The sequence below is a fragment of the candidate division KSB1 bacterium genome, from assembly GCA_034505495.1.
Lineage (GTDB): Bacteria > Zhuqueibacterota > Zhuqueibacteria > Residuimicrobiales > Krinioviventaceae > Fontimicrobium_A.
On record JAPDQV010000001.1, the window covers coordinates 63,273 to 89,228 of the forward strand.

Consider the following 25,956-nt stretch of genomic DNA (forward strand, 5'->3'; position numbering starts at 1 on the left):
TTATTTATACAATACAAACTGAAAACAAAGTTATGGTGCAGAAAAGGTTTTGAATTACATCTGAATACGAAGCACGATAGTATAATCGCTTGTCGGTATTGTCGAAATAATGATTTTGTCAATTTTTTCGCTTGCCGACTCTTTGGCAAGCTCCTGCAGCAAATTTATGCATGACTCCAAGGAGCCGCGAAATTTTGCAAACAATACGCGTCCTGACTGCAAAGAGAGGCTTACCACCTGCAGCCCTGTTTTGCCGGCCATTTGCTTCAAGCCGGCTTCCCACGATTCAGAGGTGAGCACTCCGGCGTTTATTGCCTGCACCGTTGCAGTTCCGGTAAACATGACTGCCCGCCCTTGGACGACGGGATTATTGACGGAAACGATCGACGGCAAGCCCGCCCGAAAAGCATCCACGACGGTTTGGGTAACGGCGCCTCCGGTCTCCATTTCAATCGAAAAGCTTTGGTCATCTAAAACAAATGCCGTGATGCGGCCGTTTTCTCCACATGCTTGAAGGGCGCTTCTCAAAACAGCGGCAGCCGCTCCGACCGAAGTCTTGACATCTAATGACAAAGGCGGAGCTTCCACCGTTTTCGGCGGTTCACTTACAGCCGGCTCCTCCTTTTGTTTTGTTTCGACGCTTGGAGGTAATGGTTGTTCGCCGAGCGTGTCTGCAACAGCCGCTTCATCTGACCCCGCCGCTTTCATTGCCTGCTTCGGCTTTACGACGCCTACATAATAACCCAAAAGAACGATGAGCAAAACTAAAAGAGCGGCAAGCACCATGTTCTGAGAGGAACCCTTACGGGAATTCCGTTTATTTGCCCCTCTCGTAAAACCGGGCCTCTTTATAGGTTCTTGAGGGATAGTAAAATCCGGATCTTGACCTTGCGACCAAGGCGCTTCGTTTTCCTGCTCCCGCTTGTCTTTCAACAGATTCATAAAAGCCCCTTTGCTTTAAAGGACCATGCCCATGCACGCCAGGAAGCTTTGCGGATAGTTTTCGATGAGCCGTTGCGATTCTAAATTAAGCATCTTGTAGCAGGTAGCAAAAGGATCAACCCAAAAGGAGGCGCTACCCGGATAGATATGCTCTAAATCATTGAGCAACGCCTTATCTGCAGCTTCTCCGGCAACGGCAATTCGGCTTAAATTCATCAAACCGAGGTTATCGCGCAGATTGATGAGCAGTTTATCAATTTCCTTTTGAAGAATATCGGCCATTTCCGCGGAAGACAGGGAATAAAAGTCTTTTCCATCTACGACAGGGGGCATTTCGGATGATAGAGCGTATCTTCCATCTGATAAAATAGAAAAGCCTACGCCCCCGCGTGTAAATTCCAGGAGCACGGTCAGACCGTTTAAAGTTTCTTTATAAGCAAACTGCAGTGCACGCAAAGAAGCAAACAGATCCAGATCAACCGTTTCAAGAGTCAGCCGCGATTTTTTAAAAATATCCTTCAAATAGGATATTAGAGCTTTCCGCACTGCGACAAAGACTACGACATCGCCTTTACCCATCGGGATAATGGAATGCTCGTATCCGACGTTGTATTCATCGCGGGGAGCAATCAGCACCTGCTCGAGTTCCCATTCAATATGTTGCCGAATCTCCTCATCGGTTAGTTTTTTGTCGACGGCAAAGGTCTTTTTGATGGTCAATCTTCGATCGATAGAGACAAATGCGGATTTGGCTTTTTGGCTGAATGTGTCGCAGGCTTTATCGATTATTTCAGCAAAACGGGGAATGAACTTGGAATCGCCGATGGTAGTAAAGTCAAAAGCAACCGGAAAGGAATATTGCTGCACATTCGTGACGGTCAACTTGCCGTTCCAAAATTCGGCTTCTATAAAACGAATTTTATCGCGCCCAATGTCGACCCCAACTCTAACCGTTTCATTATCCATCAGCATCCCCGTTGTTTCATATCCGGCTCCTTGCGTCGATCCGACCATTCGGATCGACGCAAGGATCTATTTTGAGCGCCGAAAAGCTATACTGCCGTTATTCTTTCCAGCTCTCTTTGCCCAACTCGATGTTGCCGTGATTTTCGATTTTTAAACCGCCAAGAAAACCGTATTTAAAGCTTTTGTTAATGCTCTCCATATAAGCAGTGTCAATCGGACAGGACACTTTGATGACTTTGATGGCGGAATCATTATTTACATAGATGTTGTAAGGCTCATGATTGGTGGGACAAGTGTTCAGATTCTCCAGCTTTGCTCTGGCCATGGAGTCAATCTTTGCAGCAAATGCCGGGCTGGCGCGCCGCAACGAGTCCATGATATAAGCTTCGGAGGTATCGATGCTGAAAGCACGGGTGAAAATCAGCATGGAATCGATCAAAGACGAGACGGGAATATGCTTGCCCCGCTTGACCAGGTATTCCGGCGGTGCACCGTTGATCGAATCGACCGAGTCTATGGTAATGAATACCAGATCCTGCATCTTTTTAAATTTTTTGATGATCTGCTGGCCCAAAATCGAATCCAGATTGGCAAACCGGCGCAACGCCTTGCCGCTCGGATCAGACAAGATAAAATTAACGGCTTTCTCCAGCGTGTCCGTATAAACCAAAAAATTGTCCAAATAGGTTAATTCAGCATAGTAGATATGCTGCATGTTTTCGCGGCAAATTTTGGTGTTTATTTCTTCAGCTTTCCAAAGCTTTGCCGGATAAGTCAGCGTGAAAATGAGCAGCCCGGCGAGAATTACGGCTAAAATTTCCAAAACAATAGAGCCCTTGGCGTGCTGTTCGGCGGTCTTTACGTCTTTAGACATTAGTTCCTCCTGATAGAAGCGTGCTAATTTACTGTAATAAAATCCTTTATAAGTTCAAATGTTTTGGGGCCGATTCCTTTGACATTCCGAATATCTTCAATTCGATTAAAAGGGCCGTTTTGCCTCCGGTACTGTATAATGCGCTCGGCCATCGCCGGGCCGATTTTAGGAAGGCTTGTGAGCTCTTCGGCTGTTGCATGATTTAAATCTATTTTCTTCGTCAATCTTTCTTTTGCCGCCTGCAGGTTTTGCTTCGGCAGCTCATTTACAGTTAATTGATCTTGGTGACTTTTTTTCTCCTCCGACAACTGCTGAAACTCTTCAAGCAGCGCTGCTTTTTGGATTTCCCACTTTTCGTTTTTGCCTTGCAACGCCGATCGCTCCCGCACTTGTTTGATGCCAAAACCAAGCAAAAGCGAAAAGATGAGAAAAATTATGACGCGCTGCTCCTGTTTCGTCATCCAGGAAAACACTTACAAAACTGCCTCCTTCATCCGATCGATGAACGACTTGTCTTCACGATCCGGGTGCATGCTTTTATATTGGTCCAACTCTTTAAGAAGACTTTTTTCTTTCGCGCCCAATTTGGTCGGAATCCAGACATGCACTTTGATCAATTGATCCCCAACTTTGTACGAATTAAGCTGAGGCAGCCCCTTGCCGCGCATGCGCAAAATTTTGCCGCTCTGGGTTCCTGCAGGAATGGTGATAAGCGCTTTGCCGGTCAATGTCGGCACTTCAACTTCGGCGCCTAGCGCCGCCTGCGGAAAAGAAATGTAGAGATGGTAAATTATATCGTCACCGACCCGCTCGAACTCTTCATGCTTTTTCTCTTCTATGAAGACCAATACATCTCCCTGCGGACCACCATGCGGGCCGACGTTGCCTTTCCCCCTAAGGGTGATGTACTGACCTTCTGCAACACCGGGAGGAATTTCCACCTCCACCGTTTCTTCCCCGCGAACTCTGCCTTCTCCATGGCAGGCCGGACAAGGACGATCGATAATTTGGCCTTCACCGTTACAGCGGCGGCAGGTCTGAGAAATGGTGAAGAATCCCTGCCGATAAGCCACTTGACCATGCCCGTGACACGCGGGACAGGTCACCTTTGAGGTTCCTGGACTGGTACCCTTGCCGCTGCAGGTTGAACAAAGGACGTATTTTTTGAGCTTTAGCGTTTTTTTTGTGCCTTTGGCGATCTCTTCCAATGAGAGTTCAAGGCGAAGCTGAAGATCAGCCCCTCTCTGCTTCCCGCTGCGGCGCGTCGCTTGTCCCATGCCGAATATATCGCCAAAGCCGCCGCCGAAAACCTCACGAAAAATATCAAAAGGATCGGCATATCCGCCAAAACCTTCAAACCCGCCCATGCCGCGCGTCCCATTCTTACCGAATCGATCGTATTGGGCGCGCTTTTGCGGGTCGGACAGCACGGAATAGGCCTCACCGATCTTTTTAAATTTTTCCTCCGCGTCCTTATCGCCGGGATTACGGTCGGGATGATATTCCATCGCCAACTTGCGGTATGCCTTTTTAATTTCATTGGCATCCGCATCGCGACTGACGCCTAATATTTCATAATAATCTTCTTCGGCCATATATCTCAAATCAATCTTTTTCTTTGCTTACAATCACTCGCGCATGACGCAATATTTTTTCTTTATATTCGTATCCGCGCTGATGCTCCTCGACCACCGTATTTGGAGGAACCCCTTCGGCTTCCACCAGCATCAACGCTTCGTGGCGTTCGGGGTCAAACGGTTCGCCTTTGGTTTTCATTTCGCGCACACCTTCATCTTCGAGAATTTTGGTGAAATTTCGGCGAATCAGTTCGATCCCTTGAAGGACAGGATCTTCCTGTGCCTTTTCGGCTGTCGATTCGCACAACCTATTCAAATCATCCAACACCGGCAGCAATTTTTTGATCAATCCCGCATTGGCCGATTCCACCAAATCGGCCTTTTCCTGCTGAACGCGCTTGCGATAATTATCGAATTCCGCTGCCGTTCTCAGCAGCATCTCCTTCAAAGCGTCCCGTTCAGCCAAAGCCGCCTCCAATTCTTTTTTGTAATTTCGCCTTTTCTTGGATGCGGCAATCGACTCAACGTTGTTTTGTACGGTCTCAGCCTGATTCATCTGCAGCTATTTCAGTTCTTTCGAAACAATATAGTTCAAAGTTTCCGCCATGAACTGAACGAGCGAAATGATCTTGGCGTACTGCATACGTGTCGGGCCAAGGATGCCGAGCGTTCCTTCAGCCCCTTCGATCGAATACTTGGTCGTGATGAGGCTGCAGTTGCGCATCAGCTCTTCCTTATGCTCTTCGCCGATAATAATGCTGACGCCGTTGGTATGATGATCCGACATTACACGGACGAGAATATCCTTCCGGTCGAGCAGTTCCAATATTTTTTCAATTTTCTCCCGCGAATCAAACTCGGGATTTGTAATGACGTTTTTCGCACCGGAAAAATAGAAATCGCCTTCCGGCTCATAAGCGATGAGCCGACCGGTTGAGTCTTTAATGGCATCGATCAAATTGCGCTGCGCTTCGCTCAGATCGAGGAACCGATCTTTCAGCCCCTCGGTGAGCTGTTCGATGGAAATGCCGTATAGCCTTTCATTAAGGACTCGCGCCGTATCGACAAGAAAATCGACCGGAAATTGCTTGTCGATTTCGATAATTACGGACTTGGCAATTCCTGAGGTGACATGAAGAATAAACAGCACTTTTTGCGAGGCCAGCTGCACCAGATCGATCTTGGCGACCTTACCCCGCTTGAATTTTGGCGATAGAACGATCCCCAACAAACTTGAAATCTCGCCCAAAACAGTGGCGGCGCCGCTGATGATCATCTCGACATCCTGGGAAAAGCGTCTGAGCTTTTCCAGAATGACGCGGCGTTCCCGCGGCGTCAACGCTTCGCCGCGATCCTGCAACGAATCGACGTAAATCCGGTAGCCCTGCGTCGTTGGAATGCGTCCTGCCGAAGTATGCGGCTGGCATAAAAGACCCTTTTCTTCCAGATCCGTCATGACGTTGCGGATTGTCGCCGGACTCAGGTTGAGATTATAGTGCTTGGAAATATATCGCGAGCCGACCGGTTCAGCGTTTTGAATAAAGCCGTGAACGACAGCTAAAAAAACCTGCCGTTCGCGCGGCGTTAATTCGATGGTATTGATTTTTTCGCTTGTCATATCTTAAAGAATCTATATTTCTAAATTTGTTTTAAGTTAATGATTTTAAAGCGCCTTGTCAAGGGAAATTTGCCCCCTTGAATCGACGTCAAATTTATCATAAATAGCGCTTTACCGCCCACCAGCTGCCGATCAGTCCGAAAATCAATCCGGTAAGCGGAGCGCCGATTATGATTTCATTCGGAACGAAAACAAAACCCGGCCATCTCCATTCGATGATCTTCCACACCGCCCATAATAGTGCGGCGGCAATACCGCCTCCAATCACTCCCTGCAGCATCCCTTCGATGAGAAAAGGCCGCTTTATAAAACCATGCGTTGCACCGACAAGTTTCATCGTTTCGATGATGGAACGACGTCCGTAAATGATCAGCCGTATGGTATTCGAGACCATAAACAAAGAACCTGCCAAGACCAAAAAGAATGCCGCCAAAATGACGCGATGAGACCAGCGAGAAAAGCGCTCCAGGGCCTCTATTGAGCTGCGCTGATACACGACCTCATCAACGCCCCTTTCCTTCTGCAGTTCTTTGATAAACTCGCGAATTTCCGGTTCCTGGAGATACTTTCGCTTAATTTTGATGCGGAAAGAGGCGGGAAGGGGATTATCTTCCAACAGAGAGAGGATATCATCTCCAAAAACCTGGCGGAATTCACGCGCTGCGTCCGCCTTTGAGACGTACTGTACACTTTCGACGATCGGCTTAGAGGCGATGCGCGCCCTCAGATCCATAATGTTTTTTTCACTTGCGGCGTTATTGATATAGACCTGAATATCCTGCCGCAGACTGAGTGTACGAACAATATGCTCGACATTCATCGACAGCACCAAAAGACACGAAAGAAGAAAAATGAGAAAAAATACGGCAAAAATGGTTGCAACAGTGGAAATTCGCGCTCGGCTGAACCCTTCCCAAGCTTCTTTGATGCTGTAGATGAACCCGTTCATCTTATTCCAATCTGCCGTTTCTGATTCTTACCACTCTGCCCTTATATTTGCGGACCAGTTCCTCGTTATGAGTCGCCATCAAAATGGAAGTGCCGCGGGCATTGATTCGCGTCAATACTTCCATGATTTCTTCCGAGGTGACCGGGTCAAGATTGCCGGTTGGTTCATCCGCCAGCAGCACATACGGTTCATTGACAATGGCTCGGGCTATTGCAACCCGCTGCTGCTCGCCGCCGGACAGCTCATAGGGATATTTGCGCGATTTGTGACTTAATCCAACCTCAGCCAGGGCGCGCAAAACCCTGCGCTTGATATCCTTACTCCGTCGACCCGTGACTTCAAGAACGAAGGAAACATTCCTGAACACATCCCGATCGTGAAGCAATTTGAAATCTTGAAAGATCACCCCCAATTTGCGGCGCAGAAACGGTATTTCCTTGTCCTTGATGCTGCGTGAATCGTATTCTCCAATGAGGACATAGCCTTCTACAGGCTTTTCTTCCAGATAAATAGCCTTCAGCACGGTCGATTTTCCGGCGCCGCTCGGCCCGACCAGAAACACCATCTCTCCCGGCGCGACGCGGAAAGTGATATCCTCAACTCCGTCACCGGTCGGATAAACGACCTTGACGTGATTAAGCTCGATCATGACCTGCGCCTCAGTACAAAATGAACTCTTTCACAGCGTTCGCCCGCATTTACAAAAGTAAAATCCCGATATGCCGCCATCAGCTGAAAGCCTGATTCCAAGACCCACTTTTTAATTTCCCCCAAAGGCCGAATCATTTGGCGGTGTCGCTCGATAAATGTTTCGCGCCGGCCTTCGATCCGAATTTCGAAATCGTTCATTTGCACACAATCTTCCTCGGAAAAACGACTGATGCGGCGATAAGAGCCTCCTTTAAAACTTCTCACTTCTTCATAATTCCGAAAGTAGCGACGGCTGTTATATAAAGTACTAACATCGAAGATAAACAGGCCGTTTTCCGCCAATGCTCTATGAATGTTTGCCAAGCAGGTTCGCCAGTGAATTTCGGTCATTAAATAATTCATGCTGTCGTAAAGCGAGATCATTACCTGAGAGTTTTTAAAAGGCGGAAAAAGTATATTGCCGCAAAAAAAGACACTATTGATTTTGGTACCGCGGTATTTTTCTCTTGCCCTCTTAATCATGGCAAGCGAGGCATCCATGCCGACGACCTGAAAGCCCAAACGACAAAGGTGTCCGCAGCAGGTGCCGGTGCCGCAGGACAGGTCGATTATTTGTCGCGCCTTTGGACAGTATTTATTCAGCAACTGCTCGATATAGCGCGCCCAAAGCGCATAATCGACATGGCTCATGACCTGGTCATAAATCAACGCCAAAACCGAATAAGGCGCCGTTTCTATTTTCAGCTGCCCGCCGTCATCCCAATGCATCGAAAAAATATACAGAGAAATCGGTAAAAAGCCAACGGATTTAGGGAATTAAAGCGTATTCAGATATGAAAGCCCGATTAAAGCCAGCTGAAACTTGTCAGCCGCGGGGCTTTTTGAGAAAACCGCTTTGCGCGGCGGCATCAACAAGAACGCATTGCCGGTGCCATGATGCTTGGCTGTCTGATTAGTAAGTATGGGAGGAGAAAAGAACCGATTCAATCCCCGAGGATTTTGACGTAAAAAGTGCGTTCGCGCGGTCCGTCGAATTCACAAAAATAGACGGATTGCCAGGTGCCGAGGACAACTCTGCCGTCTTCAATAATCAAAGACAAGGAAGGGCCGATGAGCGAAGACTTGATATGGGCGGCTGAATTTCCTTCGCCGTGATAATAGCCGTCCTCAAAAGGGATATGCTTATTTAACGACATGATTATATCTCTAACTACGTCTGGGTCTGCGTTTTCATTAATCGTCACCCCGGCAGTGGTATGGGGGACGAAAACAACGCAGATGCCGGAGCGGACACCGCTTTCCCGCACAATTTGCGCGATTTGGTCATCGATGTCGATGAACTGAACTCTTTGCCGGGTACGCAGTCCTATGCGTTTAAGGACCATTCCTCTCTCCAGGATTCTTTACCCTTCAAGTTTTTAGTTTTTTCTTTTTCGCAGCAGGAAAGAGAATATTGTTGAGAATCAAACGATAACCGGGCGAATTTTTGTGCAGGGCGAGTTGTGTCGGCGGATCGTTGATCAGATGTTGATAATCTTCCGGATCATGACCGGCGTAAAAAGTAAAAGTTCCTTTACCAAAGTTTCCATGCAAATATTTGACCTGTTCGGTGCCTTCTGCCTCGGCCAAAATGACCACGTTTTTTTTGATCAACGATTTGCGAAAGCCGGTCGTCTGTCCCATAAATCCCTTGACCGCATTGACGTGATTTTGCGTCAGCATGGTCGGCACCGGATCATATTTGGCGGAAAACTCGAACAACGTAAAATAGTCCGCTTCAGCTCCTCGCAAAGCAGGAGCATAGCTGGGAGGGATATCGATATCGGAATACTCGTAAATCAAAGGATTGGTCTCAATACGAAAATTTTCAAAAGCCAGACACTTGGAATAATCCAATTTTTGAGCCGCATTTGCATCGGGGGGATCGCCGTCAAATACAGATTCGACGATATCGACTCCTTCCGCCGCCAAGGCGATGTCGAACGTATCCGTTGCCGAACACATGGCAAAGACGAACCCTCCACGCCGGATGTATTCTTTGATGGTTATCACCACCGCTTTTTTCAGTTCCGACACTTTGCTGAAACCCATGGCACGCGCCATAGCTTCGTTTTTAGCGACCTCGTCCTGGTACCAGTCGGCGTGGCGATAATTGGCATAAAACTTTCCGTATTGACCTGTAAAGTCTTCGTGATGAAGATGGAGCCAGTCGTACTGTTCCAACGCGCCGGTAAGCACTTCGCGATCCCAGACTACATCAAAGGGGACTTCGGCATACTCGAGCGCAAGAATAACGGCATCGTCCCACGCCTGCTTGTTGGGCGGAGCGTAAACGGCGATTTTCGGCGCCTTTTCGAGAATTACCTTTTCCATATTTTCCTGCTCGATCGTCGCATAAATCTGCGCCGCTTCCGCTTCAGAAATTAGCCGATAAGAAACGCCGCGCACCCGCAGCATTCGCTCCATCTCGGGCGAAGCATCGCTTAAAAATGCGCCGCCCAAATAATTGAGCAGCCATTCGACGGTCATCCCTTTGGTCAAAGCCCAATAAGCGGCGCCGTAGGCTTTGAGATGATCGGTTTGCGTCAGATCCATGGGAATTAAGAGCCTTTGCGCGTGCAGGGAAATGGGGAAGGTGCAAAGGAATGCGGCCATCAGGAGAACTCGCAACCGTCTCATGGCAGTTCCTTTTCAAAACTTCGAATGCGTTTTCTCGCTTCATCGAGATAAATTCCGGCGGGGAATTCAGCCAGGAGCTTTTCATAATACTGTCTTGCATTCATTTTATCACCGCTTGTTTCCAAGAGCGCCCCGATCGAAAAAAGGGCGTAATCGCGGTAGGGCGATTTTTCGTTTTCATAAACGGCTTTGTAGGCTTGAACTGCGCGGTCATACTGTTGTTCATCCGTGAAAATCTGCGCCAGCTGCAGTTGCAGATAGTCGCGAAACCGAGCCGACGGCGCTTCGGCCAGCCGTTTAGAGAGCAACTCTCTTGCTTCCTCCAATCGACCGCGACAGCGGAGAAGGTCGGCCTGAGCCCAAACGGAGGCACCGACGGAATCGCTCTGCGCGTCCTGGAGCAGCATGGAGAGCTGCAGGAGATCGTTTTCAAGCAAAAGGCTCTCTCCGCTCAAAGCAGCCTGAAGCGTCTGTTGGACTGTTTCCTTAGCACCGCGAAAGTCATTTTTATAAAGCTGCAGTTTGGCTGTTTGGTACATAGCCTCGATATATCCTACTCCGTTTGGGTTGGTTTGAGCACGAACCGACGTCAGTCGCTCTTGCGCCGTGGCAAAATCACCACGCAGCATTGCGCATTCGGCCAGGCGCAGCATCAGTGCCGCTTTCTTTTCCTCGTCGGTTTGTTCTTTAAGGCTGCTTTGAAAAGCGGCTTCAGCTTGGGCAAAATCGAAAAACTGTTCGAGGTAGATTTTACCAAGCTGTTCATATGCCTCCGCCCGTTCGGTCCGCTGCCTGGCCGTTTCACCGATTTGGCGCAGAACGCCTTCAGCCTCGCGAAATTGCCTACGGTTCAAATAAACCTGCGCCATCTTTCTCCGAGCGGCCGGTACGTATGGGGTTTCGGTTTCTTTTTGCAGGATCAACAGCAGCGCCTTTTCCGCCTCCGCCGTTAGACCGGCGCGAAAGAGTTCTTCGGCAAGTTCATAAAGTATTTCGCCCTGATGAATCGGCGGCGATTTTTTGCTTCCCGCAAGAGCGGACAGAAATGATTCGAAAGCAGCGGCACTCTGCAGAGCCTCTTCATAGCGGGAATTCTTGACCGTTAAATCGGTTCGTAGTAAAGCCGCAGCCCAAGCGAGTTCCGGCTTTTGCTTTTCCGCTTTGCGAAGAATGGACAGCGCTTTTTCGACATCTATTTGATTCTGCAGAAAAGACTCTCTTACAAAAGCAGACTGCTGCGGATTTTCCTGCATAAGCAGAAGATATTCATTGATCATTTCTTCCGGCTTTTTTACCGTAGCGTAAAGCCGTGCAAGGTCGAAGGTAAATGCACTCGGCCGGTTAAGCTGCGCTCGTGCGGTTTGGTAGGCCGCAATCGCCTCCTCATAAAAGCCGACTTCCTCTAAAGTTTGACCGAGGATGGCGTACATGCTTTCGTCTTTGGGATTTTCCGCCATAATCCGCCGCCATTCCGCCTTTGCCTCTTTGTCCTTACCGGTATGATAATCTACCCATGCCAAATCGATACTGTAACGAACATCGCGGCGCCTGGTTTGTAAGGCCTGAATAAAATCACGGAGCTTGTTCCATTCTCCTGCCTCTTTGCAGGTTCTCTTGGCACCCAAATAAGCGCCGAGATCGGCCGGATTGGCCAAACCGAGACGAATATAATAGTCTGCCGCCTGCGCATACAAACCGGCTTGTTCAAATGCGTCGGCCAGACGCCGAAGATTTTGAACTTCCTGCTGAGGAAGAGTTTGGGCGTGGAGACAAAGAACGGCGAAAAAGCCGATCGCCTGCCATTTCCAAAGTCTATGGTTTTTCCGTTTCATTGCGAATCAAGATGTTAAGGTACTGCTCGATAATCTGCAAATAATCGCGGCTAAAACCTTCTTGTTTTGCGCGTAAAAGATTTTGGCGCAGCTCGTCGCTATGTTCACCAAGATCTGACGGGAGCTTGCCCGCGTTTTGCGGTGTGAACGCCTTGGCAGTTTCCGCCTGCCTCTCGCGGCTGAATTCGCGCTCGTTGACCGACTTTTGTGCATCCAGCATCCGCGACAAAATGCGATTCTGCCGTTGAATCGTGTCGCGCGTAATCTGCTGCGAAAACAAATCTTCCTCGACCTTTTTCATATCTTCGGCAATCTTGTCCAAGCTGCCGAGAATTTCGCGCATACCCGCTGCTTCGCGCGCCAGGGTTTCCATGGACTTGCGCACCTGCTGCTGTTCGGCAGCGAGCCGCGACATGGCCGCCTGCATGCCGAGAAAGGACGGATTGGAGGAAAGCTCCTCAGTCTGTTGGTTGATGCGCTGCTGTGACTCGCCCAATTGCTGCATTTGTTGGAGAAATTGTTGATAACTCATGCCGCCGCCTCCGCCTTGCTGCATCATGGCCTGCATCGAGGTTTGCAGGCGGCGAACCGCCTCATTGAGTGCTGCGAGCGCCTCCTGCTGGCGCTGCGCCGCTGCACGCTGATCCCGAGCTTCCAATTGGCGAATAGCCTCGTCCATCTGCCGCATGGCTTTGCCCATGGATGAAGAAACCTGGCTCTGAATACCAAAATTTTCCTTCATTACTTTGGCGGTCTCTTCCGCCACCCGCTGCAGGGCCGATTTGATTTCCGCCTGCCGTTCCGCTGTTTCCGGAAAAGCAGCGCTGTTGCGTGCCAGTTGTCGGCTCTGCAGCATCAAGTTTTCCTGCTGCTGCGATAGTGCCAATAGATCGCGGCTGGTTTTGCGCATCGCTTCCAGCGCGCGCCGCTGCATTTCGCCGGACATCATAGCGCTCATTTTTGCCAAGGAGCCGGCAACCGATTCAAAAGACTCGGCTGCTTCCGCCGCATCCTGTGAGGCTTTTTCCAGCCTGCCTTCTTGGAAAGCGTCTGCAAGCCGGTTAAGAGTGCTTTTCAATTTCGGACTGGACAGCTCCTGAAGCGCATCATGCAGCGGCGAAGGACTCTTGCCCAGCTGTTCATCCAGCTCTTGGAGGGTTTTTTCCAATTGAGCGGCATCCGTGTTGATCTGTTCCTGCTCCTTTTTCAATTTAGCTCGGTCCGAAGACTGAGAGACATCGCGGGAGATCTTTTCCTCACGCTCAGCTAAATCTTGCGCAATCTTTTGCGCTTGTTCGATCTGCTGCTGCAATTTGAGCTGCTTTAAAAGAGCGATGGTGCGATCCAGGGCTTTATCATACTCCTCAAATCTCTCCATGAGCTCCTGCATAGCCCGATTGATCGTCTCCTGATCGAGCCTTTCCATGGCCTCGCGCATCCTTTCGAGCGCCTTTTCCAGCTCCGGCGTCAGAATCTGCTCGTAAAGCTCGCGAATTTCTTCAAATTTTTTCATAGTTTCGGCAGAAAACAAGTCCCTGCGCTCGATTTGTTTTGCCGTCTCTTCGAGCTGACGAGCCGTTTCGGCAATCTGTTCGCGAATCTCTTCTTGTTTCTGCAGAACGCTTTCCAACTCATTCTTTCGTTGCCAATCCAGGCCTTGGTCCCGCTTCAGTTGCATCGACAATTGCTCGGCTTTTTGGCGCAAATCGCGGGTTTTTTGCCTGACCTGTTCAAAAACGTCCGTCGCTTCTTCCTGCCTGGAGGTTATTTCCTGGTACATTTCATAAAGTGACGGAAAGCGCGCTTTCTTGACGGCGCTTTTGCCGCTCTTAGGCCCCCCGACTTGGTCATTGTCGAAAGCTCGGACAAAGAAATAAAGCACGTCCGTAGGAAACATGTCGAGATCATTCACGTTCCAGTTCAAGTTTACCCGCACGGAGCTGCCGCTTAGGGAAGTTTCAATAGGTAGAAAAGAAAAGGCCGCCGAGTCGGCCTCGCCCTCGCCGCCGGTAACGATTTGGTATGCAAGCTGGAGCCGCGAAATCCCGTAATCATCCTGTGCTTCAATTAAAAGCGGAATCGTCATATCGTCGCCCAAATTGATGTCCTGAGCAGGCGAAAGGATTTGCACAACGGGCGGCGCATCGGGCAAAATTCTAAGACGATAGGTCAAGGGGGCATCGTTCGTGTTGCCGAAAGAATCGACAAACTCCAGCCGATAATCGACTTCCTTTTCCAGACGAAAGGCCGCCGTCATCCTGCGCCCTTTTAAGGTCATCGGCAAACGGCTCGAATCAGAGAAGCAGATCGATGCCCGTTCCGGAGCAATGCTCGCGACGGCGGTTAATTCCACTGCACTGCCGCGCAGAGCAGTTACATCACCGATATTTTCTTCGAGCGTATAAGCAGGGAGTTTGGAGTAAGCCGGCGGTTTGACTTGAACCTGAAGATTTTTCAGCATCGGCCTTTCGATAACCGATATGTGAAACAGGCGAGACCGTTGCGGCCCTGCGGCAACAAAATAGACGAGCGAATCACGAACCGCCTGCAGAGTGTATCGAAACGAGTCGTCGTCCGCCTTTTGAAGGATAAGCCGTTCTGTTCTGCTTTGTTGTTTAAGCGTCAATATAATCTGTGCGAGGGTACTGTCTGAAGCCCAGGCCGTTATGACGATCGGTCGGCCTTTGATAACGACAGCGTCTCCAGGATGAACAATAAAGCGAACCGCTTGGCGCTCAGGTGCTTTCCAAGGTTGTGCAATAAAGGCCATATTGACTGCCAACGGACGAATACCGATCGAGACAAGAGCGTTCAAAGCTATAACAAAGGCTGCATAGAGTAAAGCTCTTTTTGCGGCTCGTGTCTCGACAAGGCGCCTAAAGTCAACACCTTCAAGGTCGTCGGCAGTTTTCGTCAGCGCGGCCTCCATTAGGGACGGAGAATATCGTCCCTTGTCGCGCTCGAACTGTTCGAATAGCTGAAGAGCATTTACAAGTCTGTCGTTAATGCCCTGCAATAAAGCACCGACTTGTGCCGCAGCTTCCAATTGTGCGGCCTGATAGGGCTGCAGAGCCTTTCTGAAAAATGGACGAAGAAAATAAAAGGCACAGCCGAGCACGGCAGAATAAAAGAACAATGAAGCCAACGAGAGGGACAGCTTTTCCTGCATCATCCAACGGCAGAATGCAAGAACAAGGAGGACGATAGAAGAAAAAAGCACTATACGGGAAAAGGCGAGGCTGCCGATAACCAAAAGAGTGCGACGCCGGTATTGACTCAGCCGTTTTGTGAGCTTGAGATATGTCGTTGCCGGCGGTTTCATTGGGTCAAAGCGTAAATGACAATGTTCGTTCCCATCTGCAGGGCCTGCTCGCGCACCTCGAAGGGATCACCGTGTACATCTGCATCCGCCCAGCCGTCGGAGATGTTGCTTTCGTAAGTATAGAAAACGACCATTCTGCCTTCGTGAAAGTAAGCATAGCCTTTGGGCGGTTTGGAGTCATGCTCATGAATTTTCGGCAGCCCTGTCGGGAACTGAAAATGACAGTGGTATATCTCGTGAGAGAAAGGCAACTCTACCATCTCCTTATCCGGAAAAACGCGGGCCATTTCCCTTCGGAAAGAATCATCCATGCCGTAATCATCATCGGCGTAAAGAAATCCCCCGGAAGTGAGATATTTGCGAAGCCGCTCCACTTCCTGATCGGAAAAAGCGACGCGGCCGTGGCCGGTCATAAATAGAAACGGTACGGAAAAGAGCTCCTCATCCATCAAAGAAATACGGATTTCATCCTTGGCAGCCGGAACGGTGGTGTTCTCGCGCAAAAATTGAAGCAGATTGGGAATGATCGAGGGATCGTTATACCAATCTCCGCCGCCGGAGTATTTGAGACGTGCGATGACGAATCGGCCTTCTGTCGCTTCTTGAGCAGACAGCTGGGACAGCAAAATAAACAAGAGCCAGATTGTCATCCGTCGACACGGCATTATTGCGGCAGTTTCCTTCCTACTCCTGCAAATCAGGATCTTTAATTTCTACAAAGACCTGCTTTTTCAGTTCATTGAGCCACTTTTGCAGCTCCTGCTGCCTTTTATAATTTAACGCCGCCTGTTCGATTCGATCGTAATCCTTATCAAAATCCAATTCGCGCGCCTGTTCGCGGGCATTCAGTTTGAGAATATGAAAACCGTAAGAGGTCTTTACGGGGTCACTGATTTCGCCCGGTTTTAGGCCGGTCAGCGCAAAGACGAATTCCTTTGCCATTCGTCTCAGCTGTTCAACTTCATATCGACCAAGATGGCCTTTGTCATTCTTGGTGGATGCATCGTCGGAATATTTGAGCACCATTTCCTCAAAATCGGCACCGTTCATCAATTCCTGATGAATTCGCTTGATCTTTTCCGCCGCAGCCAACTCGTCTTCACGCTTCGGCTTTATGGCAACCAAGATATGACGGGTCCTAAGCTTATCCCCGCGCTTCTCTTCCATCTTGATGATGTGAAAACCAAACTGCGACTCGACGACATCTGATATTTCCCCCGGCTGAAGTTTTACGGCTGCTTCGACATATTCGCGCACCAAATCGGTACGTGAGACAAAGCCGAGGTCTCCGCCGCGTTCTGCCGAGCCCGGATCGTCCGAAACCGCTTTGGCCAATTCTGCGAAATCAGCACCCGTCAACAATCGCCGGCGTATTTGCATAGCGCGGTCCAGAGCCTCCAGGCGCGCCGATTCGCCGGGCTTGATTTCCACTAAAATATGGCTGATGTCCACGCTTTCATTGATTCTGCCGATCGAGTCTTTCTTGCTTTCATAGAATTGGCGAACCTCTCGGCGTGATAATTTGATTTTAGACAGCTTTTTCTCTTGGACGGTGTTCGCGCGAAGTTCCTTCTCAATTTCTTTGCGGTAATTGCGCCGTATCTGTGAGAGAGGCATCCCCAGCGCCTCTTCCAGCCGACTCTCACCGCCTGCCTGTTGGATGGCAGCCTGCATCTGCTGCTCTAAATAGGCATCCACTTGTCGTTCATCGGCTTTTATGGTATCGAGATCGGCCTGAATAACGAGCAGCTCCTTATTCACCAGATTGCGCAACGCAATTCTGCGCATTTTTTGGAATTGAGCAGGATCGCGCACCGGATCTATACCCATTTGCGAAGCCATCAGCCAGGCCGTTTGGGTGACTTCGGAATCCAAGATAATCTCATCGTCAACAATGGCTGCAATTCGATCCAAAAGGTCCTGTGCTCCAGCCGTCAACATCGATAATAGAAAGAGAAATAGAATAAATTTTTTCATGTCTATTCCTTATTATACAAAGATCTCAGCTCGCCCCAATTGATTGATGCGTTTCTTTTGTCCTTTAATTCATTAAGGAGCCGATTGTATTCTTGATCGCGTTTGTAAGCTTTTACTTTTTGCTCGACCGCTTTGCGCGCTTCTTCGAAAGACTGCTTTTCGCCCCGCGGATAAACTGCCGCTAATTTGACCACATAGTAGCCGATCGGCGTTTGGATGGGTTGGCTGATTTCACCCAGCTTCATGGTGGGAATTTTGCGTTTCAACGCTTCGGGCAGAACGGAAAGCGGCACCTTTTCCACACGCCCCTCGGCGTTCTTGCTTTCGTGCTCGGACAGCTCTTTGGCCACGATGCCGAAACTCTCGCCGTTTTTGAGTCGCTGAAACGCCTCATCCGCGTTTGCGCTGCTTTGAGTAAAGATGATTTGCAGATCGTAAAAATTTTCAGGCCTGATGAACTCGCCGCCTTTGCTGTCATAATAGGTTCTGAGCTCAGTCTCGCTGACGGTCACCTTTTCATCGATGTTCTTTCTGATATACAATGCAAACACATAATCCCGTTCAATCTCGCGGAGCTTTTTTCTGACTTCCGGATCCTTGGTAAAACCTTCCTCCAGAGCCTGTTGATAAATGATTTCTTTGTCCAGCCAGCGTTGAAGATAATTCTGCGCCTGAACCTCCGAAATTTCTACTCCTTCCGGCTGCGGCAAAGCCTCCTTGAGCTCGGCCATTGTAAATTTGACGTCGCCGACTTCGGCAACGATCGGAGAAGAGCTTTTCCCCGACCCTTTGCCGCATGAAAAAAAGACGGCAACAAGAAGGCTCGCCGCCGCCCAAAGTCCCTTGTAATTAAGCTGCACGATTTGCTTCCTTTTTCAAAATCGACTTGTTGATTACAATAGGCGTCGTCGCTTTCAGTTGATTCAGCCAGGCATCCATCAATTCTTTTTGGCGGGCCAAACGGTATTCCCGCCGAGCTTTGCGCAGCGTTTCCTGCAGATCCAAGAGTCCGCCCTCTTTACGATCCAAAACCTGAATGATGGCCCAGCCGGTGGCAATTTTTAAGGGTTTTGAGTACTCTCCTGCAGTGAGTCTGGCGGCGGTTCTCGCTACGGCGCCCTTTTCCTCCGTCGAAAGCCAACCTATGAGGCCGCCGTTTTCTTTCGTTTCGAAGTCCTCGTTATAGGCGGCTTCGAGTTCTGCAAAATCGGCTCCGCTTTGCAGTTGATCATAGATTTCATAGGCAAGCGCTTCGTCTTTGACGACAATTTGCCGCACTTGGACCTGCGCACCTTTTTCGAAAATGTGTCTGTTTTGGTGATAAAACTGCTCGATCTCTTCGTCCGTAACGGTTATTTTGTCAAACACCTCACGGCGCCGTAGGCGATCGGCAAGAAGTTTTGTCTCTTCGCGCTGTACGAGCTTTTTTATCTCCCGACTTTTATCATAGCCTTTCTCATAACCGTAACGGGTAATCAAGCGCCGGGGAACGTTACGGCTGAGAAAGGTCTTGATTTCTTTCGCGGTTGTGAGATAAGGTCTGCGACGGGGAGAAATCTTTTCATAGGCGCGCACCGCATCTTCGACGGTAAATTTTCCGCCTTTAAAAACGGCCAGCGGCAATGAACGCTGTTCCGCCGTCAGAGAATCGAGAAAGACCAACGGATCCCGTCGCGGATCGATGTTCTTTTTCGGAGCATTGAGAAAGAATTGCAGCAGAGAATCCTGCGAAGCGGCAGGATATTCGGCTTTGTAATATTTTTCGATCTTGTCGACGAACGCATTATAGGCGCTGTCCAATTGCCTGCTCATAGGACGATAGAAGCTGGTGCGAAGATCCTCTTTGACCTTGCCGAAAGACTGCTGTTGCGTCCGGCGGACATTCTCCAATTTGATGAGATGGTAGCCGCGTTTTGTTTCCACCACCGGAGAAATTTGCCCGCGCCGCAGCTTTGATACGGCTTTAAAGAAAGCATCGTCATATCCACGATCTCCCCATCGCAGGAAGCCCAAGTCTCCGCCCTTTCCTGCACTCAAAGAATCTTTGGAAAATTGCCTGGCCGCCTCTTCGAATGAAAAACCGCGCAGCAAACGCCGACGCAATTGCTCGAGCTCCGCCTTGGCTTCAGGTGAACGATCCGGATCATCTTTTTTCTTAAGTTTCGGCTTGGGAATGAAAATGTGCCTGACGTGATATTCCTTGCTCAGGCGACGGTATTTTTCCCTGACCATGTCGTCGGGAATCATTTTATCAATAACTTTGTCTTTTATCACTGCGGCATACACTTGTCCGTCGCGATATGTTACTAGACGTTCCTGAATGTCCTCGGATTTTTGTAATCCTTCCCTGCGCGCAGCCAACGCGATCAGCTCATCTTCGACAAGCTGATTGGTATTGTCCCATAACACACCATAGGAAAAGGGACCGTTTGAACGACTGCTTTCTTTGGCGAGTTGAATAACGTCCTCCAATAAAATGACGTGATTGCCGACGCGGGCCGCCACTTGAGAATCACCGCATTGAAGGACAACCCCCAAAGCAAAAAGAAAAAACAACCGTTGCAGTAACCGACCCTTTTTCATCTCCTTCTCCATCGATGCGTTGAGAAATTTGTATCCATTTATTTTACAATAGATTAAAATCTACTCATTTAGAGCAATTTTTGCAAGAAGTTTTTGGTTTCGCCGAGCTTATGACTGCCGGTAAGCCGAAATTCAATGACCAGGCGGTTCTTTTGTCGCAAATCACGCAATTCTACCTGCCCTGAGGCTGCTTCGGCAATTCGACCCAGCCAAACTGACCTCTGCGGCCCCGAGGGAATATCTTCATAGCAGATTTCACCGCTGAACAGCTTTTCTTTAACGGTAATGCGTTTAAATTTCAACAAGGACGCCAACAGTTTCACGGCTAAATAATCGAACAAATTTTGCACGCGTTGCGGCAATCTGCCGAAACGATCGACGACTTCCGCCTTTATGCTATCAATTTCTTCGATCTTTTCCGCCATTACCAGACGGCGATAAATATCAATCCTCTCTGCCGCTGAAGAAATATAATCTTCCGGTATGTAGGCGTCGATCTCTACCTCGATAAGGGTTTCAAATCTTTCCTTTTTCTCAACGACGGGTTCAAGATTGAGTTCCTGGCGAAGTTCCGTAACCGCTTCATGCAGGACGCGTGTATACAACTCGTAACCCAGCGAATGAATAAATCCCGATTGTTCCGCCCCAAAGATATTTCCTGCGCCGCGAATTTCCAGATCGCGCATGGCTATTTTAAAGCCGGAGCCCAAAGCGGTGAATTCTTGAATGGCCTGCAGTCTTTTAACGGCTTCGCGGCTCAGCTTGTTTAACGGAGGAACGAGGAGATAAGCAAAAGCCTGCTGATCCGATCGTCCTACCCGCCCGCGCAGCTGATAAAGCTGCGCCAAACCAAGCTTGTCGGCTCGATTGATGATCAGCGTATTCGCGCGCGGCATATCGATACCGTTTTCGATGATCATGGTGCTGACCAGCACATCGATCGAGCCGTTTATGAAGCGAAGCATGATATCTTCCAGCTCTCGGGGCTTCATTTGCCCGTGCGCAACGTCGATCGATACCTCGGGAACCAATTGCCGAAGATGCGAAGCAATATTGTATATCGATTGGATGCGATTGTGAACAAAGAAAACCTGTCCGCCGCGCTCCTTTTCGAAAAGAATGGCCTGCCGAATCAGGTCAGGGTCGAAACGGCTGATCTCGGTGATGATAGGCAATCGATTGTGCGGAGGAGAATTGATGATCGAAATGTCTTTAGCACCGACTATCGCCATGTGAAGCGTCCGAGGAATCGGGGTGGCCGACATCAGCAACGTATCGACATTCTTTTTCATCATCTTGATTTTTTCTTTGTGCATAACCCCGAACCGCTGCTCCTCGTCGATGATCAGCAGCCCGAGATCCTTGAACTGAACGTCATTCGAAAGCAGCCGATGCGTGCCGATAATCAAATCAATTTTGCCGTCACGAAGATCTTGGACGATCTCTTTTTGCTCTTTTTCACTTTTGAATCGGGAAAGCACTTCAATTCGCACGGGAAAGCTTTTCATACGCATTCGAAATGTATTGTAATGCTGCTGCGCTAAAATGGTGGTAGGCGCCAGCAGAGCGACCTGTTTTCCCTCCAAGACGGCTTTGAAAGCAGCGCGAACCGCCACTTCGGTTTTTCCGTATCCGACGTCTCCGCAGATCAGCCTCTCCATCGGGTAGGGCGAGCACATATCCGCCTTAACATCACGAATGGCCGCCGATTGGTCTATGGTTTCTTCATATTCGAACGAAGCTTCCAGCTCTTTTTCCCAAACTGTGTCCTCAGAAAATGCATAGCCGGGTTTGCTTTTCCGCTCGGCATAAAGCTCGATCAACTCCTTGGCAATCTCTTTGATCCGTTTGCGCGTTCGCGTCTTGAGCTTTTCCCATTCCACGCTTCCCAACTTGCTCAACTCCGGAACGGCGGCGTCCTGGGCGGCGTATTTCTGTACGCGGTCCATTTTCTCGAGCGGCACATAAAGGCGGTCTCCGTCTCGATACTCAATGGTCAGACATTCCGTCTGACGTCCGTAAGCGGTAATTTTTTCCAATCCGCGAAAAATACCGATGCCGTAATCATCATGAACCACATAGTCGCCTAGTCTCAGCGTCAATTCGGTTTTGGGAAGCACATTGCGTCCCGCCAAACGATCGGCTTTGGGCTGATGAAATCGGCCGTACAACTCCTTCGGTGTAACAAGCAGGAAATGCTTTGCCGGCCAGATGAGGCCTGAAGATAACGCAGCGGTGGAAAAGTGGAAAAGTTGTGGAAACCCTTCATCTTCGAACAGGTCTTGGATGCGCTTTTCCTGAGTTTCCGAGCCGCAGGCGACGACCATGAACGGTTCCGAGTACTGTTGCGCAAATTGCTCGCAATAGCTTTTCGCCAGTCTCAGATTTCCGCCGAAAGACGGCGGCGTTTCGACGCCGAAATGAACATCGGCTTTTCCGTCATGACCGGCAGTAAATCTAATTACCTGAAAAGAGTTTAAAAAAGAATCGACCTCCGAATAAGAAAAATAGTACTGCTCAGCCTCTATTTCCCACTGGGAAGGGTGTCCGGGAGAAAATCGCTTGCGAAAAGCCTCCTCATAATCATTTGCAGCGCTTGCCAAAAGCTCTTCGGCAGGCATCCACAACAAGGCCTGCGGATCAAGGTAGTGGATTAGCGAGCTTTTAAACGGGATGGCGCTGGATGCGCTTTCGTGCAGGGTTGCAAAAGGTCCGCCGCAGGCCGGCGGAAAAATTTCAAGCTCAATACAGCTTTCAATGGATTTTTGGCTTTCGGGATCGAATCGGCGAATGGATTCAATTTGGTCACCAAAGAATTCAATCCGATAGGGAAGCTCGGCTTCAAAGAGAAAAATATCGACGATGCCGCCGCGAACGCTGAATTCTCCGGGAAAATCAACCCGTTCTTCGCGGTTGTATCCCATCTCCGCCAGCTGGCGGACGAAATGAGTGAAAGCGAGCTCTGAGCCGGTTTTGAGAATGATCGAGTACAGATCGGTGTCCTCTTCGCTGCCGATCTTTTCCATCATTGCTTCGATCGTCGTAACCAAAAGGAGCGGTTTTTTGCGGCGAAGCTGCTTGATGACATTGATTCTTCGCCCGATATCGCCTGCCGCCGGCCCGATTTCATTCCACAATTGCTGTTTGAACGCCGGGAAAAAGAGGACCTCGTTCGGTTCGCAGAGAGATTCCAGATCATCGCAAAACTGCTTGGCTTCGTTCATGTCGTGAAGAATGACGACGATCTGCTTTTGAAATCGTCGAAATGCTGCGGCGACGACGAAAGCAGGGGACGAGCCGCCCAAACCCGCCAAGCGAATTTTATTTCCGGCCTCGCAGGCTCTGCAGAAGCGTTCGAATTCCGGAGATTGTTCAAACAGGGATTGAACGTTGCGCAGGGTCATCATGAAACTTTTCGGTAGTTGTTTTCTGAGCGGCGGACACAAACGATGTATTTGGGATCGTCCGTCATGGTCGGCAGCGGCAGGATTTGCGTGATTACGCTCGCCTCGCGCAGCAACTCGCGCATTTCCTCGTCGATTGAGCCGCCCTTTTGCGCCAGCAGCAAACCTTTCTTTTTCAGCAGCGGTTCGGACCATTTCCAAAGCTTCGGCAGCGCGGCGACAGACCGAGCAACCACTACATCAAACCGTTGTCGAAACTCCTGTTTGAATTGAGGTGATTCGGCGCGGTCACAGACAACCAGGGTGTTTTTCAGTCCGAGAGATATAGTCGTATCTTTAAGAAACCGGCTCTTTTTTTGGATCGAATCGAGCAGGACGACCTTCAAGGCAGGTTTTAAAATCGCAATGATGATGCCGGGGAATCCGGCGCCGCTGCCGAGATCCAACAGCACTCCCTGGTCGGGAATTTCAGCCAGGCGCGCGATTGCGACGGATTCGAAAACATGTCGGGCCACAAGACGGTGAATGTCCTTGCGGGAGACCAAGTTGATCTGCTGATTGGTTTGCTCGACCGCCTCAATATAGCGACGAAACAACGATATTTGCGGCTCCTGAAGAGCAAACAAACGGACAAGGGTGTCGAATGCTTGTTGGTTTTCAGGCGTCATGTTTCACGTGGAACATTTCAGCTGAGCGTTGTTTTAAATGGATCATTAAAACCGCAATATCGGCGGGTGTAACGCCGATAAGTCTCGATGCCTGGCCGATGGTTCTGGGCCGAAATTTTTTCAGCACCTCTTTTCCTTCTTTTGACAAGGACGTGACATCGTTATAGTCGATCTTCTCCGGCAATATTATATCCTCCATCGACCGCATTTGCTCGACCAGCAAACGTTGTCGGTCGAGAAAGCCGCGGTATTTGACCTCAATTTCCACCTGCTCCTGCACGCGCCGCCAAAATGCCTCGGCATTACTGCAGAACAAATCATCCTCATACAAACTGCCAAAGTCGATAAGACGAATTTCAGGGCGCCGCAAAATTTTTTCGATCGTTTCGGGATTGTCCAATGGAGCACTGCCCTTTTCTAATAGAAGACGATTGATCTCTGCAAGCGGCGGACGCAGCGACGCGGCTTTCTCCAATCCTTGCTCAATCGCCTGACGTTTCTTTAAAAGCAAATCATAGGATTCGTCATCGATCAAGCCGTAAAGATGCCCGTAATCCATCAACCTCAAATCGGCGTTGTCCTGCCGCAGCAGCAGCCTAAATTCCGCTCTCGAAGTAAACATGCGGTACGGCTCATAAAGCTCCTTGGTGACCAAATCGTCCGTCAATACCCCAATATAAGCTTCGTCTCGTCCCAAAATAAACGGTTCTTCTCCGCGAATTTTGAGCACGGCATTGATGCCGGCCATTAATCCCTGCGCGGCGGCTTCTTCATAACCGGAGGTGCCGTTGATTTGTCCGGCAAAATAGAGATTTTCTATCGCTTTGCTTTCGTACGTAGGCTTGAGCTGCATGGGCGGGAAATAATCGTATTCAATGGCGTATCCCAATCGGGTCAGCCTGACGTTTTCAAGGCCCTTGATGCTGCGTACCGCCCGAATCTGGATGTCCTCCGGAAGACTGGTTGAAAACCCGTTGAGGTAATATTCGTGTGTAGATCGCCCCTCAGGCTCCAGGAAAAGTTGATGCTGTTCTTTATCGGCGAACCGTACGATTTTGTCCTCTATGGAAGGGCAATATCTCGGCCCAACGCCTTTTATGATTCCTTGATACAGCGGTGAACGATCGAGTCCGGATGCCAATATCTCATGGGTCGCACGATTAGTTCTCGTGATGAAGCATGGCATTTGTTGAATCTGAATACGGTCGTGTTTGTGCGAGAAAGGGATGGGGTCCTCATCTCCATATTGCGGCTCCATTTGCTCAAAGTCGACGGTTCTTCCGTCGATGCGGGGAGGGGTCCCGGTTTTTAAACGTCCGACTTTAATTCCGAACGATGCCAGCTGCTGCGCCAAACCGCTCGAAGCCGGTTCGCCGATTCTTCCGCCGCTAAAGTGCTGCAGGCCGATGTGGATTAGGCCGTTTAAAAATGTACCGCTTGCCAGGATGACGGCTCCGGCGTATATTTCTGTGCCAATGTCGGTTACAACTCCGATGACTTTATCTCTCTTTATCAGCAGACTTTTAATGTCATGCTGCCTCAAATATAAATTGGATTGGTTTTCCAAGTAATATTTCATTCTAAGTGAATATTGTACGCGGTCGTTTTGCGTTCGGGGCGACCAGACAGCCGGTCCCTTGGATCGATTCAACATTTTAAATTGAATGGCCGTCTCATCTGCCACGACGCCCATTTGACCGCCTAACGCATCGATTTCCTTGACCAAATGCCCTTTTGCGGTGCCTCCTATTGCCGGATTACAGGACATTTGAGCAATGGTAAAGAGATTAATGGTAATCAGCAGAGTCTGCGCACCCATTTTAGCGGACGCCAAGGCGGCTTCACAACCTGCATGCCCGGCACCCACGACTATAACATCATAGCTGTCTTTCATGGCCAATTATCCAGTGTTTC

At 49.5% G+C, this 25,956-nt stretch carries 20 protein-coding genes and 1 pseudogene; all 21 read right to left on the reverse strand.

Annotated elements, in window-relative coordinates; translation table 11 throughout:
* Positions 1–54: 54 nt before the first annotated feature.
* Positions 55–942, reverse strand: coding sequence for a hypothetical protein (locus ONB24_00220; GenBank protein ID MDZ7314524.1), 888 nt, complete (start codon positions 940–942; stop codon positions 55–57).
* A 15-nt stretch (positions 943–957) separates the two neighbouring features.
* Entirely contained in the window at positions 958–1,908 is a 951-nt protein-coding gene (gene pilM / locus ONB24_00225; GenBank protein ID MDZ7314525.1) for a pilus assembly protein PilM, read from the reverse strand.
* Positions 1,909–2,005: 97 nt separating this feature from the next.
* Positions 2,006–2,782 (reverse strand): hypothetical protein, encoded by a 777-nt coding sequence (locus tag ONB24_00230; GenBank protein MDZ7314526.1) that lies wholly within the window; start codon positions 2,780–2,782, stop codon positions 2,006–2,008.
* Positions 2,783–2,805: 23 nt separating this feature from the next.
* A pseudogene (locus ONB24_00235) lies at positions 2,806–3,018 on the reverse strand (helix-hairpin-helix domain-containing protein).
* A gap of 237 nt (positions 3,019–3,255) precedes the next feature.
* On the reverse strand, positions 3,256–4,377 hold the full coding sequence (gene dnaJ / locus ONB24_00240; GenBank protein ID MDZ7314527.1) for a molecular chaperone DnaJ: 1,122 nt from the start codon (positions 4,375–4,377) through the stop codon (positions 3,256–3,258).
* 10 nt (positions 4,378–4,387) lie between these two features.
* Positions 4,388–4,915, reverse strand: coding sequence for a nucleotide exchange factor GrpE (locus ONB24_00245; GenBank protein ID MDZ7314528.1), 528 nt, complete (start codon positions 4,913–4,915; stop codon positions 4,388–4,390).
* 6 nt (positions 4,916–4,921) lie between these two features.
* Complete coding sequence (gene hrcA / locus ONB24_00250) at positions 4,922–5,977, reverse strand: heat-inducible transcriptional repressor HrcA (GenBank protein MDZ7314529.1); 1,056 nt, start codon at positions 5,975–5,977, stop codon at positions 4,922–4,924.
* Between the two features lie 97 nt (positions 5,978–6,074).
* A complete protein-coding gene (locus ONB24_00255) occupies positions 6,075–6,926 on the reverse strand; it encodes an ABC transporter permease (GenBank protein ID MDZ7314530.1) in 852 nt (283 codons plus the stop codon).
* Position 6,927: 1 nt separating this feature from the next.
* Complete coding sequence (gene ftsE, locus ONB24_00260; protein MDZ7314531.1) at positions 6,928–7,575, reverse strand: cell division ATP-binding protein FtsE; 648 nt, start codon at positions 7,573–7,575, stop codon at positions 6,928–6,930.
* Positions 7,572–8,345 (reverse strand): class I SAM-dependent methyltransferase, encoded by a 774-nt coding sequence (locus tag ONB24_00265; protein MDZ7314532.1) that lies wholly within the window; start codon positions 8,343–8,345, stop codon positions 7,572–7,574. The genes ftsE and ONB24_00265 overlap by 4 nt, the downstream gene beginning before the upstream one ends.
* A 215-nt stretch (positions 8,346–8,560) precedes the next feature.
* Positions 8,561–8,962, reverse strand: coding sequence for a secondary thiamine-phosphate synthase enzyme YjbQ (locus tag ONB24_00270; protein ID MDZ7314533.1), 402 nt, complete (start codon positions 8,960–8,962; stop codon positions 8,561–8,563).
* Between the two features lie 25 nt (positions 8,963–8,987).
* The gene (locus tag ONB24_00275) at positions 8,988–10,256 is read right to left on the reverse strand and encodes an asparagine synthetase B (GenBank protein ID MDZ7314534.1); all 1,269 of its coding nucleotides are present in this window, start codon (positions 10,254–10,256) and stop codon (positions 8,988–8,990) included.
* The gene (locus ONB24_00280; protein ID MDZ7314535.1) at positions 10,253–12,088 is read right to left on the reverse strand and encodes a tetratricopeptide repeat protein; all 1,836 of its coding nucleotides are present in this window, start codon (positions 12,086–12,088) and stop codon (positions 10,253–10,255) included. The genes ONB24_00275 and ONB24_00280 overlap by 4 nt, the downstream gene beginning before the upstream one ends.
* Positions 12,069–15,410, reverse strand: coding sequence for a hypothetical protein (locus ONB24_00285; protein ID MDZ7314536.1), 3,342 nt, complete (start codon positions 15,408–15,410; stop codon positions 12,069–12,071). The genes ONB24_00280 and ONB24_00285 overlap by 20 nt, the downstream gene beginning before the upstream one ends.
* Positions 15,407–16,060 (reverse strand): DUF4159 domain-containing protein, encoded by a 654-nt coding sequence (locus ONB24_00290; protein MDZ7314537.1) that lies wholly within the window; start codon positions 16,058–16,060, stop codon positions 15,407–15,409. The genes ONB24_00285 and ONB24_00290 overlap by 4 nt, the downstream gene beginning before the upstream one ends.
* Positions 16,061–16,094: 34 nt before the next feature.
* The gene (locus ONB24_00295) at positions 16,095–17,387 is read right to left on the reverse strand and encodes a peptidylprolyl isomerase (protein ID MDZ7314538.1); all 1,293 of its coding nucleotides are present in this window, start codon (positions 17,385–17,387) and stop codon (positions 16,095–16,097) included.
* 2 nt (positions 17,388–17,389) lie between these two features.
* On the reverse strand, positions 17,390–18,247 hold the full coding sequence (locus tag ONB24_00300; GenBank protein ID MDZ7314539.1) for a peptidyl-prolyl cis-trans isomerase: 858 nt from the start codon (positions 18,245–18,247) through the stop codon (positions 17,390–17,392).
* Positions 18,237–19,970 (reverse strand): peptidylprolyl isomerase, encoded by a 1,734-nt coding sequence (locus tag ONB24_00305; GenBank protein MDZ7314540.1) that lies wholly within the window; start codon positions 19,968–19,970, stop codon positions 18,237–18,239. Before ONB24_00305 ends, ONB24_00300 begins: the two co-directional genes overlap by 11 nt.
* Positions 19,971–20,038: 68 nt before the next feature.
* Complete coding sequence (gene mfd, locus ONB24_00310) at positions 20,039–23,377, reverse strand: transcription-repair coupling factor (protein MDZ7314541.1); 3,339 nt, start codon at positions 23,375–23,377, stop codon at positions 20,039–20,041.
* Positions 23,374–24,042, reverse strand: a complete 669-nt coding sequence (gene rsmG / locus ONB24_00315; GenBank protein MDZ7314542.1) for a 16S rRNA (guanine(527)-N(7))-methyltransferase RsmG — start codon at positions 24,040–24,042, stop codon at positions 23,374–23,376. The genes mfd and rsmG overlap by 4 nt, the downstream gene beginning before the upstream one ends.
* Positions 24,032–25,936, reverse strand: coding sequence for a tRNA uridine-5-carboxymethylaminomethyl(34) synthesis enzyme MnmG (gene mnmG, locus ONB24_00320; protein MDZ7314543.1), 1,905 nt, complete (start codon positions 25,934–25,936; stop codon positions 24,032–24,034). The genes rsmG and mnmG overlap by 11 nt, the downstream gene beginning before the upstream one ends.
* Positions 25,937–25,956: the final 20 nt, after the last annotated feature.